The following is an 11,520-nucleotide window of genomic DNA, read 5'->3' on the forward strand; positions in this document are numbered from 1 at the left end:
ATATAATTATTAGTATGTAAAGATAATAAATTAGAATGAAATATCATTAACTATCAGAATATTGTAATGAATAGGTTATAAAAAACGAATTGTAGCCATTGGTTGATAAATGGATGATTATTATTAATGAAAAAATATAAAAAGTATTTCGCATTGCTCTCATTTGGATTGCTAATGTTATCATTTTCATGTTTGGCTGAACCCAAAGTGATCCATGTGCTGGTTGCGTTATGTGATAACAAATATCAGGCTATCGCTCCAGTACCTGCGGCAATAGGTAATGGGCAAGATCCTAAAAATAATCTTTACTGGGGCGCTGCTTATGGTTTAAAAACGTATTTTGCTAAACAAAAAGAGTGGCAAGTTATTCAAGTTAATAAACCTGATAACGGCAAGATATTAGAGGAGATAATTTATAAACATCAAAGCAAGGATGTCTATCTTATTGCTCAGGCATATGATGGTAAATATATCAATGATACAGTAGATGATTTTATTAGTTATTCAGCCGGAAAAAAATCAGCGTCTTTTTTAATCGATAAAACTCAAATTGATGCGGGAGCAAAAGCTCATTTAGTTGTTTATGTTGGACATGATGCATTAATGGAATGGTCATGGTGGAATTATTTACCAGATAGTTGGCGTTGGTATACCTTGTCAAAAGCAGAACAAGAAAAACAAAAATCACGCTATGCAGCCGTATTTGCTTGTAAAAGTCAGAAATATTTTACTCCGCCATTATCTCGATTAGGTATTACTCCTCTTATTTTAACTTTGCACCGTATGGCTCCTGAAGCTTATAGTATTCATGCTATGATTAGTAGTTGGTTGGATGGTGAAGCAAAAGATGTAATAAGGCTTAAAGTAGCAACAGTTTACAGTCAATATCAAAAATTAACCAAGCCAGCGTTACATATATTTACGACAGAATATAGTCAATAATCGTGTTTAACAACAATAGATAATTCAACTTATTAATAAAAGGCCAATAAATATGTTGCAAATACCGAAAATAGTCATTTTAACTGGTGCAGGTATCTCTGCTGAATCAGGATTATCAACATTTCGTGCCCAAAATGGATTATGGGAAGGGCATAATGTGGATGATGTTGCTACTTACGAAGGTTATTTGCGTGATCCGATTGCTGTACATAGTTTTTATAATATGTTACGTAGTAAGTTACAAAATCCTGAGGTGAAACCCAATGCGGCTCATTTTGCCTTAGCACAATTAGAACAGAAATTAGGCAAGGATAATGTACTAATTGTTACACAAAATGTGGATAACCTTCATGAAAAAGCCGGTTCCAAAAATATCATCCACATGCATGGTGAATTATTAAAAGTGCGCAATGAAAAAACAGGGCAAGTTTTTGCTTGTTATGATGATGTAATTTATCAAGATAACCACTTAATTCGTCCACACATTGTTTGGTTCGGTGAAATGCCACTACAAATGGATGAAATCTATGATGCGCTGTCGAAAGCTGATTATTTTATTTCAATTGGTACTTCAGGAAATGTTTATCCAGCCGCTGGTTTTGTGCAAATGGCTAATCAATTTGGCGCTAAAACGGTAGAACTTAACTTAGAACCTAGTTTAGGTGAAAACTTATTTAAGACTAAAATTTACGGTCCTGCCAGTCAAGTAGTACCTGAATATATTAAAAATTTTATGTAAGGAAATATATTAGTTAAGCTGTTTTAGATAACTTTTACCACCTAAATTACTCATTTGCCCGCGGATCCATTCGGCCTTTTTTTGTATCTTATCATCAGGATTGGCCGGACTCCATTTTCTTGGATTTGGTAGTGTAGCCGCTAATAAACTAGCTTGATACGGTGTTAATTGACTAGCACTGACGTTAAAATAGTGTCGAGAAGCAGCTTCAATACCAAAAATACCTTCACCCCATTCAACGCTATTTAAATAGATCTCAAGCGTACGTTGTTTTGACCAGATAAGCTCAATCCAAACGGTAAACCATGATTCAATACCTTTACGGATCCAACTTCGCGATGGCCATAGAAAAATATTTTTTGCTACTTGCTGCGTTATGGTACTAGCACCACGGATTTTTCTATTTTTTTGATTATAAATTAGTGCCCGATTAATGGCTTTAAAATCAAAACCCCAATGATCGGCAAAATTTTGATCTTCGGCGGCAATAACTGCAATCTTAATATTATCAGAAATCTGATCCCAATCTTTCCAAGTTCGCTGTTGGCTGATATTCCAGTGAGCGATCTTTCTCTCAACCATTAACATCGAACCAAACGGATTAACCCAGCGCATTAATAAAATAATAAAAACCGAAACTAACACAAATCCAATCACGATTTTTGTTATTATGTTTAACGTTTTCCTTAATGTGAGTTTCATATTAGTCCAGATACCACTAATTAAAAATGGTTGAGTAAACAGTATTCTAATACAAAAGTCGTCAAGTAAGATAGGTTATATTAACCGTTAAATAAATAATTATTTATAAACATAACTATTTGTTCTGGCTCATTAATATCTAATACAGGTACAGATGTATTTAATGGCTCGTCACTGGCAACGGCGATGGTAAAATCATCAATAAATAGTGGTTTTGCGATTGTATTACGATGGCACATGATTTTAGGAATTTGCTCATCTTTAAATCCTTCAACTAATATGATATCAACATCGCTAAAATGGTTAATAAGTGTTTTTAAGTCAACGGGGTTATTGGGTGTTTCCTCAATCAATGCATAACGTTTATCACAAGCAATAATGGTTTGCTGCGCCCCAGCTTTGCGTAGCTCATAGCTATCTTTACCTGGGATATCTAATTCAATATCATGATGGGCATGTTTTAATGAGCCTACCTTAATATTTTGTGAAACCATTAACTGAATAATCTTTTTTAGCAATGTGGTTTTACCACACCCACTATATCCAGAGATGCCAATAATTTTTTTACTATTCATAGACTCTTGCCACTAACATGTTATATTTAAAAGTAGATATTACATTATTTTATACAAGATTAAAGGCAATGGTATGTATGATTTTTTAAATGATTATAATCAAACAGTGCACCCTGATTTATTAAAAGAATTTATCGATATTAATAATAAAAAGTTGAGTGGTTATGGTTTAGATGATTGTTGTAATGATGTCATCAATCACATAAGGGAAATATTAAAATCACAGAATGCTGATATACATTTTATGACCGGTGGAACCATGACCAATTTAACGGTAATTTCGCATATTTTAAAACCTTATCAAGCGGTGATCGCTGCTGAAACAGGGCATATCAATGTGCATGAAACTGGCGCAATTGAGGCAACCGGGCATAAAGTGGTGACGGTTAAAACCAAAGATGGAAAATTAACGCCAGAATTAATCAAACCTGTGTTAGATTATCATTGTGATGAACATATGGTACAACCAAGACTGGTGTATATTTCCAATACCACCGAATTAGGGACTATATATAGCAAGCAAGAGTTACAAAATCTGTATCAATTTTGTCAAAAAAATCATCTTTACCTTTATTTAGATGGTGCGCGTTTAGCAATGGCATTGGCAGCTAAAGATAGTGACATTACTTTTCCTGACTTAGCCAAATATACCGATGCATTTTATATTGGTGGGACCAAAGTTGGTGCTTTTGCCGGTGAAGCGTTAGTATTTAATAATCATAGCATTAATCATGACTTCCGCTTTAATATGAAACAGAAAGGGGCAATTTTAGCGAAAAGTTGGATTATAGCCGTACAATTTAAAGCATTAATGCAAAATAACCTCTATCTTTCCTTAGGTAAACATAGTAATAGTATGGCCGAAAAACTCACAACCTTATTTGAAAAAGCCGGATTTACTTTTGCTGCTAAACCACAAACTAACCAATTATTTGTTAAGTTACCTAATCAATTAGCGCAAAAAATTCTTTCTGTTTATGCCGTGGATAATTTAGGGCAAAGTGATCCTGAACATATTTGCTTACGTTTTTGTACTTCATGGTCCACTCAGGAAGCTGAAATAGAAAACTTTGCTAAACAGTTAACTAAGCTACTCAAGGAAGTATAGTGTGCTTTTCTATCGGTAAGTTTAGATTTGTTGTTATCTAAATTGAGAAATAAAAACATCTAAGGAAAGGGGATTTGAAGCTGTTAAATCGCTAAAAATCACTTTTTTGTTATGCTGTGATTTTATATAAATAGATTAAAACTTCAACAGAATTGAAAATATGTTTAGATTTGAACTAAGTTTGTGATCAGCAAATCAACTAACTGTATTAAAAATACTAATAAACAATAATATGGAACTAAACAAAACTTTAATTTTGAGGAAAGGGGTTTTTTATAGTTTGAAATTATCAATTGGTTACTTGATATGGCTGTTTGAATGATTTAGTTATTTGCTTTGATCATAAAATTGGCATTTTCCAGCATATCTAATGTATTAATATTGGTAAAACTGGCTGGATTGTCGCTAAAATCTACGGCAATGGCATTAATTTGCTGTAAAAATAACATCAGTTTGCGATCACCTTCTTCTAAATACTTTTTTAATTGTGGGGCGATGGATTTATTGATTAATAAAATGGTTGGGTGGTCATTTTTGCCATCAAAAGGATAGATAGCTTGGTGGGTTGTAGTGAGTTTTGCTAAACGAGTGATAAGATCATCGGGTAAAAAAGGGGTATCACAACTGACAAATAAATTCCAAGTAGTGGGACTGCGTAATAAGCCACTATAAATTCCGGCAAGAGGCCCTAGAAATCCCTGCAAATCATCACAAAATACTGGATAACCAAGCGAGCGATATTGCTCAACATGTCGGTTACAATTAATCATTAGCAAATCGACTTGTGGCTTAATTCGATCAATAACATATTGGTAAAGCGGTTTACCGGCTAATAACATTAAGCCTTTATCCTTACCATTCATACGGTTACTTTGGCCACCAGCTAAAATAATGCCAGTAATTGGCGGTTTTTCCATAAATTCTTTCTCTTTTACATTGCTAAAAAACAAAATAGCATTACTATATAGCAAAGTTATTTTTTAGTCGCAAACAACGTATATCACCAGTTTATGAATCTTTGTAAATGCACTATTTAAATTTAAAGTCGAGTATATAATAGATACTTTTTAATATATAGTATAATAGATAGTAACGAAGAAGATTAACATAAAGGTTTATATCATCGTCTTCAACTTAGTTGAATATTAAATAGGGTATTTATTATGAAATGTCATCGTATCGATGAGTTAATAGAATTATTACAACCAGCTTGGGAAAACGATTCAGATCTTAATTTATTGCAACTTTTAGATAAATTAGGAAAGGAAGCAGGTTTTGATGGTGATCTTAAAGATCTTAGTGATGAAGTTTTAATTTATCAGTTAAAAATGCGTAATTCAGATAAAAACGAAGCTATACCTGGTTTAAAAAAAGATTATGAAGATGATTTTAAAACCGCACTATTAAAGGCACGCGGAATTATTAAAGAATAAGGAGAATCAATTAAATGAAAAAAACGCTTATTGCAATTGGAATATTACTAACCTCTGTGACCTGTTTTGCTGAAGACGTAACGACAGATACAAAAAATGAAACTCAACCAACAACAGCAAGTGCAGCTACACAATTAGCACCGATTGAAAGTGGCAAACAATACGGTGTTTTACCATTTCAGCCATCTCCGGATAAAGAAGTTGTTGAATTCTTTTCATTCAATTGTCCTAGCTGTTTCAAATTTGAAAGTGAATATCGTGTACCAGATGAAATTTCTAAAGCATTACCAAATGGTACAAAATTCAAACGTTATCATTTAGAAAACTTTGGTCCTTTAGCTAAAGAGCTTGCTGAGGCATGGGCTATTGCTAATGTTTTAGGTATTGAAGATAAAGCCTCTGATGCACTTTATAAAGCAGTACAAACCGATCATAAAATAAAAACTGCTGATGATATTAAAGCCGTCTTTGCTGATTTAGGTGTTGATACTGAAAAGTTTGAAAAAACTAAACAAAATTTTTTAGTTAAAGCATTTATGGCACAACAAAATGAAGCTATTAAACAATTGGTCCCTGATTCCATTCCAATGGTAGTGGTTAATCGCAAGTTTTTTGTCATCTCACGCGGTCTTAATACCGGTAATACTACTGATTTTGTCAAAGATTATGCTAGAGTTACTGCCTATTTAGTTGATTTAGATACGAATGTTGACGTAGAAAAAGATAAAGCTGAGAGTCAAGAACAAGCAAAATAATCATCACTTAATGTTTCTACGGGTTTCTAAAAATATTAAAATCCCTTTGTTAGTTTACGACAAAGGGATTTTATTAAAAAGTTTCTATTCTCTTTCTAATGCATAAATTGGATCAAGTTTTGCAGCTCGTTTCGCTGGAACATAACCGAAAATAATACCAATCATCGTTGAACAACTGAAGGCTGCGATAATCGAAATGATAGAAAAACTCATGGCAAATGAGGTAACAAAATAATTAAAAACAAAGCCGATAATAAATGATAGAACGATACCTAAGGTACCACCAATTAAACACACTAACACAGCTTCTATTAGAAATTGTTGTAAAATATCACTAGAACGTGCCCCAACCGCCATACGAACGCCAATTTCCCGAGTTCTTTCAGTTACTGATACCAGCATAATATTCATTACCCCAATACCACCAACAATCAAAGAAATTAATGCGATAGTTGAGATTAGCAAAGTTAATACCCAAGCAGAAGAATTAACGGTTTCTCTTATGCTGTCTGAATTAAAGATAAAGAAATCTTTACTACCATGACGCTGCAACATAATTTTATTAATTGCTTGCTCGGCAACATTTAAATCCACATTATCATTTATTCGAACAGTAATACTTTTTAATGATGTTTGCCCAACCATACGATTAATTACCGTCGTGTAAGGTAACCAAATATTAAGGCTTTCATTATTACCAAATCCTTGTTGTTGTTTAGTCGCAACCCCAATAATTCTAACGGGTAATTGGCCAACTATCAGAATTTTACCTATTGGATCTTGATCACTAAACAATCTTTTAACGGTATTTTCATCAATTATCGCTTCTTGGGCTGAGGTCATTACCGCTGTTTGATCGAAAGAAATACCTTTACTGATTGTATAGCCACGTACAGCAAAAAATTGTTCACCGACACCATTTACAGTCCCTGTAACTGCTAAATTATTAATACGAAAATAGACACTAGTAGAAAGGTTAGGCGTAGTACTATGAACAAAACTTTGTTGAGCTAGAAAATCAGCATCCGATGATCTTAGTGTAGTAATTTTATCGGCATTACGATCACCAAAACCACTACCGGCATAAATTTCTAACGTACTGGTACCTAATGAATTAATATTGGAAAGTATTTTCTGCTTCGTTCCTTCCCCTAAAGCAACCATAGAGACCACAGAAGCAATACCAATAATAATACCCAACATAGTCAAGAAAGTTCGTAATCGTTGTGACAACATAGATAATATTGCCATTTTAAACGCATCGCGAAAACGGTAATATTTAGCTGAAAAATTATCTTGAGTTTTGGTTATTTCTATTTGCTTAACTTGTCGATTATTAGCTTGTTCAGAGCAATAAGTAGGATTAATTGAATCGGAAATAATATTACCATCACTAATTTCAATAATTCTTTCGGCACTTTGGGCAATATTGGGGTCATGGGTAACGATAATGACAGTATGCCCTTGTTGATGCAACTCTCGTAAAATAGCCATGACTTCTAAACCACTTTTACGATCGAGTGCGCCAGTTGGTTCATCGGCTAATATAATTTGTCCGCCATTGATTAATGCCCGTCCAATACTTACTCGTTGTTGCTGACCGCCGGATAATTGATTGGGTTTATTATTTATTTTATCGGCAAGGCCTAAACGAGATAAAATGTTGGTGGCACGACTTTGCCGTTGTTCATTGGTCACACCAGCATAAATTGCCGGTATTTCCACATTACCTTGTGCAGTTAAGGCATTTAATAAATGATAACGTTGAAAGATAAAGCCAAAATGTTCACGACGTAACTCAGCTAATTCATCCGGCGATAATTGACTCGTAGTTCGGCCACCAATTGAATAAATTCCTTCTGTTGGCTTATCAAGACAACCAAGAATATTCATTAAAGTCGATTTACCAGAACCAGAGGCCCCTATAATGGCAACCATTTCCCCGGCATTAATGGTTAAGTTGATGCCTTTTAGAACTTGTATCGTAGAATCTCCAGCCGGAAATTCACGAATAATATTCTCAAGTTTTATTAATGGAGTATTATTGTTGGTCATCTTAGAATCTTATCCTTGGTCCTTTGTTATTTGGATTAAATGTTGCACCATTTGCACTACTGACAATGACAACTTCTCCTTCTTTAAGACCTGATTTGATTTCAACATTAATATTATTATTAATCCCTAAATTAACTTCCCGCTCTTCGATACTATTTTGATTATTCAGAACATAAACAATCGCTTTATTTTTACCAGTATTTTTTTGGATAGCTTGTGATGGAATGGCAAGGACATCTTTTGCTTCTGCTAGCACAATATAGACTTGAGCAGTCATAGAAATACGTAAAATATGATCAGGATTATCGACATCTAATAAGCCGTTATAATAAATTGCACTTTTGGTGGTCGATGACGTACTTGAATTCGCTGAGCTTTCAGTATTAATTGAGTCAGGGGCTGGTTCAATTGCCCGCAATGTTAGTCCATCAAAACGTTTGTTTGGTTGTCCCAATATAGTGAAATAAACCGGCATTCCTTTTTTAACATCGATAACATCTGCTTCGGAAATTTGTGCTTCAATAGTCATTTTGTCCAGTTGGGCAACTTTAACAATTGTTGGTGCACTTTGTACCGAGTTTACGGTTTGCCCTTGATCAACTGGAATCGCAACAATAACACCATCAATCGGTGAACGTATTTTAGTATAGCCTAAATTGACTTTTGCTGTATCAACTGCGACTTGAGCACTAACAATATCTGCATCAAGAGCGGCAATATCGGCTTTAATTGCATCAAGATCTGCTTTGGCAGAATCTAAATCAGATTGGACGCCAACCCCTTTTTTAACCAACTTTAATTGACGTTCATAGGTTAATTGATAATTGACTAATTTTGCTTGCTTCGAGGTTCGTTGGGCTTCTAAGCTGTTAAGAGACGCCTCGGATTGTTTAAGATCATTGCTTTGCTTAAGATCATCAATCTCAGCAATCATATCACCTTGTTTAACCTCATCACCGAGCTCAACATACAATTTTTTAATTTGCCCAGAAACTTGCGCACCAACGCTAACTTGTTTGAAAGCACTTATAGTGCCGTCAGCAAGTACAGTTTTCTCTATATTCGCTTTAGTGACCGTTGACGTTATATAATTAATATTTGGTTCAGCAGGAAACAAAATTAATTTTGCTATGTACAGCAGAACTAAACCAATAACCGTAATAACGATGGATTTAACTCTTAAGAATTTTGCCAATCTTTTCATCCTTTTATTTCTTTTGTTATTTTTTTGAGCATTGTAACGTATTAATTTAATTTGCGATGATAACTAAAGATAATAAATTGTAATTTTTATGAAAATTAATTAGTTTTATTTCTAAATTTTGTTTTAAAAAACCTCTTTCCTCAAAATTTTTTGCAAAAATTTTAATAATCATGTGATAGCAATGTAGATCCGTATTAGGAATTATTGGCGATTGCGTTATAATGGCGCCAATTTTTTTACAGGTTAAAGATATTATAGCAATGGCATTAAAAATAACCGAAAAGTGTATTAATTGTGATATGTGTGAACCCGAGTGTCCAAATGAGGCTATCTCAATGGGGTTTGATACTTATGAAATTGATCCAAATAAATGTACTGAATGTGTTGGTTATTATGATCATTCGACTTGCCAGCGAGTTTGTCCGATTCAAAATGCGATTATTGCCGATCCCGATTATGTCGAAAGCCAAGAGCAATTATTAGAAAAATTTAAGCAACTAACCCATTCATCTTAGTTAGTTGATTTTACCTCTATGCGTAATTCTTTTGGAATTTCAAAGGTGATATTTTCTGAAATTCCTTCGGTTTCAACCAATGATGTACAACCTAGACTTTTTAGATGATCGATAACTTGCTTAACCAAAATATCTGGCGCTGATGCTCCAGCTGTTACACCGATAGTTCGAGCATTAACTAGCCACTCAAGATTAATATCGGATGCGAAATCAATCAAATAAGCATGTTTACTGTTTCTCCTTGCCAGTTCAGCTAATCGGTTTGAGTTTGACGAGTTTTTCGAACCAACAACTAAAACCACATCGGCTTGAGATGATAGCTGTTTAACCGCTTGTTGCCGATTGGTGGTCGCATAGCAGATATCGTTTTTACGAGGGCTGCGAATATTCGGAAAGCGATTTTTTAAAGCTGAGATTATCTCAACAGTATCATCAACGGATAACGTTGTTTGGGTTGTAAAACAGAGGTGCTGGTCGTTTTTTACTTGCAAGTTCTGCACATCTTCAATGGATTCAACTAAATAAATACCACCTTCAGGATTGCTATACTGCCCCATAGTACCATCGACCTCAATATGACCCGCGTGACCAATAAGAATAACTTCTTCTCCTCGATAGCTTGCTCTAGCAACTTCCATATGAACTTTGGTAACTAAAGGACATGTTGCATCAAATATCCGTAGTTGACGACGTTTAGCTTCATCTCGAACCGCTTTAGATACGCCATGAGCGGAAAAAATAAGGATACTATCGTCAGGTACTTCATTGATTTCTTCAATAAATATGGCGCCTAACTCTTTAAGACGATTAACTACGTAGCGATTATGAACGACCTCATGGCGCACATAAACCGGTGCGCCAAACAGTTCGATTGCTCGTTCAACGATGGTGATTGCTCGATCTACACCAGCACAAAAACCACGTGGATTAGCGAGGATAATCTGCATGTTAATCCATCTTTTTCGGTTTTACATAATTGCTTAGGATAAAGACTCCAATACCTAAACAAATGGCACAGTCGGCAATATTAAAAGTTGGGTAATGCCAATCACCAAAATTAACATCTAGGAAATCAACAACAAAACCATGATATAGGCGATCGAATAGGTTGCCTAACGCACCACCTAAAATTAATGCTAATGAGAAGTTTTCTAGTTTTTGTTTATTCTTATTGCGATATAGCATATAAACAATTACTGTACTGACAATAAAGGCAATTGCTGCCAGTATCCAGCGTTGGCCTTCAAATATACTGAATGCGGCACCAATATTGCGGACATACGTTATCGAGAAGAAGGGGAGTAGATTTACTGATTCAAAAAGGAAAAAATTCTTCACAATCAAAAATTTACTTGCGATATCTATAACAAAAACCACTACCGCTAACAATAACCAGTAAAGTCCGTTATCTTTTTTCATATAGTCTATGCTCATTATTATAATACCGCCGACAATCGTCGGCGGTAAATGTACTTAGTTAATTGCTATAAGA

The 11,520-nt window shown here is 34.5% G+C and carries 13 protein-coding genes; 6 read left to right on the forward strand and 7 right to left on the reverse strand.

Features of this window, described 5'->3' with window-relative positions:
* Window positions 1–126: 126 nt before the first annotated feature.
* Both B6C99_RS11205 and cobB read left to right on the forward strand, forming a co-directional pair.
* The gene (locus tag B6C99_RS11205) at window positions 127–942 is read left to right on the forward strand and encodes a hypothetical protein (protein WP_143413944.1); all 816 of its coding nucleotides are present in this window, start codon (window positions 127–129) and stop codon (window positions 940–942) included.
* Window positions 943–994: 52 nt separating this feature from the next.
* Window positions 995–1,681: a Sir2 family NAD+-dependent deacetylase gene (cobB, locus tag B6C99_RS11210; RefSeq protein WP_086359903.1), complete on the forward strand. Its 687-nt coding sequence runs from the start codon at window positions 995–997 to the stop codon at window positions 1,679–1,681.
* Window positions 1,682–1,690: 9 nt separating this feature from the next.
* Here the strand turns inward: cobB and mtgA are convergent, their stop codons facing one another.
* Window positions 1,691–2,383, reverse strand: coding sequence for a monofunctional biosynthetic peptidoglycan transglycosylase (gene mtgA, locus B6C99_RS11215; RefSeq protein ID WP_086359904.1), 693 nt, complete (start codon window positions 2,381–2,383; stop codon window positions 1,691–1,693).
* A gap of 80 nt (window positions 2,384–2,463) precedes the next feature.
* Window positions 2,464–2,958, reverse strand: coding sequence for a molybdopterin-guanine dinucleotide biosynthesis protein B (gene mobB / locus B6C99_RS11220; protein ID WP_086359905.1), 495 nt, complete (start codon window positions 2,956–2,958; stop codon window positions 2,464–2,466).
* Window positions 2,959–3,031: 73 nt separating this feature from the next.
* Here mobB and B6C99_RS11225 point away from each other — a divergent pair, with 73 nt between their 5' ends.
* Entirely contained in the window at window positions 3,032–4,066 is a 1,035-nt protein-coding gene (locus tag B6C99_RS11225) for a low specificity L-threonine aldolase (RefSeq protein ID WP_086359906.1), read from the forward strand.
* A 323-nt stretch (window positions 4,067–4,389) separates the two neighbouring features.
* Here B6C99_RS11225 and mobA read toward each other — a convergent pair whose 3' ends face one another.
* The gene (gene mobA, locus B6C99_RS11230; RefSeq protein WP_086359907.1) at window positions 4,390–4,983 is read right to left on the reverse strand and encodes a molybdenum cofactor guanylyltransferase MobA; all 594 of its coding nucleotides are present in this window, start codon (window positions 4,981–4,983) and stop codon (window positions 4,390–4,392) included.
* Window positions 4,984–5,229: 246 nt separating this feature from the next.
* Between mobA and B6C99_RS11235 the strand changes: the two genes are divergently transcribed.
* On the forward strand, window positions 5,230–5,499 hold the full coding sequence (locus B6C99_RS11235; protein WP_086359908.1) for a YihD family protein: 270 nt from the start codon (window positions 5,230–5,232) through the stop codon (window positions 5,497–5,499).
* Window positions 5,500–5,513: 14 nt separating this feature from the next.
* Window positions 5,514–6,254: a DsbA family protein gene (locus B6C99_RS11240; RefSeq protein ID WP_086359909.1), complete on the forward strand. Its 741-nt coding sequence runs from the start codon at window positions 5,514–5,516 to the stop codon at window positions 6,252–6,254.
* A gap of 84 nt (window positions 6,255–6,338) precedes the next feature.
* Here the strand turns inward: B6C99_RS11240 and B6C99_RS11245 are convergent, their stop codons facing one another.
* Window positions 6,339–8,309, reverse strand: a complete 1,971-nt coding sequence (locus tag B6C99_RS11245; RefSeq protein WP_086359910.1) for a MacB family efflux pump subunit — start codon at window positions 8,307–8,309, stop codon at window positions 6,339–6,341.
* A 1-nt stretch (window position 8,310) separates the two neighbouring features.
* Window positions 8,311–9,513 (reverse strand): efflux RND transporter periplasmic adaptor subunit, encoded by a 1,203-nt coding sequence (locus B6C99_RS11250; protein WP_086359911.1) that lies wholly within the window; start codon window positions 9,511–9,513, stop codon window positions 8,311–8,313.
* 260 nt (window positions 9,514–9,773) lie between these two features.
* Between B6C99_RS11250 and B6C99_RS11255 the strand changes: the two genes are divergently transcribed.
* The gene (locus tag B6C99_RS11255) at window positions 9,774–10,028 is read left to right on the forward strand and encodes a YfhL family 4Fe-4S dicluster ferredoxin (RefSeq protein ID WP_086359926.1); all 255 of its coding nucleotides are present in this window, start codon (window positions 9,774–9,776) and stop codon (window positions 10,026–10,028) included.
* Here B6C99_RS11255 and ispH read toward each other — a convergent pair.
* Complete coding sequence (ispH, locus tag B6C99_RS11260) at window positions 10,025–10,975, reverse strand: 4-hydroxy-3-methylbut-2-enyl diphosphate reductase (RefSeq protein WP_086359912.1); 951 nt, start codon at window positions 10,973–10,975, stop codon at window positions 10,025–10,027. The two genes, B6C99_RS11255 and ispH, sit on opposite strands and share 4 nt — an antisense overlap.
* Before the next feature lies 1 nt (window position 10,976).
* Window positions 10,977–11,447, reverse strand: coding sequence for a signal peptidase II (gene lspA / locus B6C99_RS11265; RefSeq protein WP_086359913.1), 471 nt, complete (start codon window positions 11,445–11,447; stop codon window positions 10,977–10,979).
* Window positions 11,448–11,520: the final 73 nt, after the last annotated feature.

This window comes from Gilliamella sp. N-G2, assembly GCF_002142215.1.
Lineage (GTDB): Bacteria > Pseudomonadota > Gammaproteobacteria > Enterobacterales > Orbaceae > Gilliamella.

Bases quoted from the DNA above. Each gene is read 5' to 3' on its own strand.
- B6C99_RS11205 (WP_143413944.1), top strand. From the start codon at position 127: ATGAAAAAATATAAAAAGTATTTCGCATTGCTCTCATTTGGATTGCTA.
- cobB (WP_086359903.1), top strand. From the start codon at position 995: ATGTTGCAAATACCGAAAATAGTCATTTTAACTGGTGCAGGTATCTCT.
- mtgA (WP_086359904.1), bottom strand. From the start codon at position 2,383: ATGAAACTCACATTAAGGAAAACGTTAAACATAATAACAAAAATCGTG.
- mobB (WP_086359905.1), bottom strand. From the start codon at position 2,958: ATGAATAGTAAAAAAATTATTGGCATCTCTGGATATAGTGGGTGTGGT.
- B6C99_RS11225 (WP_086359906.1), top strand. From the start codon at position 3,032: ATGTATGATTTTTTAAATGATTATAATCAAACAGTGCACCCTGATTTA.
- mobA (WP_086359907.1), bottom strand. From the start codon at position 4,983: ATGGAAAAACCGCCAATTACTGGCATTATTTTAGCTGGTGGCCAAAGT.
- B6C99_RS11235 (WP_086359908.1), top strand. From the start codon at position 5,230: ATGAAATGTCATCGTATCGATGAGTTAATAGAATTATTACAACCAGCT.
- B6C99_RS11240 (WP_086359909.1), top strand. From the start codon at position 5,514: ATGAAAAAAACGCTTATTGCAATTGGAATATTACTAACCTCTGTGACC.
- B6C99_RS11245 (WP_086359910.1), bottom strand. From the start codon at position 8,309: ATGACCAACAATAATACTCCATTAATAAAACTTGAGAATATTATTCGT.
- B6C99_RS11250 (WP_086359911.1), bottom strand. From the start codon at position 9,513: ATGAAAAGATTGGCAAAATTCTTAAGAGTTAAATCCATCGTTATTACG.
- B6C99_RS11255 (WP_086359926.1), top strand. From the start codon at position 9,774: ATGGCATTAAAAATAACCGAAAAGTGTATTAATTGTGATATGTGTGAA.
- ispH (WP_086359912.1), bottom strand. From the start codon at position 10,975: ATGCAGATTATCCTCGCTAATCCACGTGGTTTTTGTGCTGGTGTAGAT.
- lspA (WP_086359913.1), bottom strand. From the start codon at position 11,447: ATGAAAAAAGATAACGGACTTTACTGGTTATTGTTAGCGGTAGTGGTT.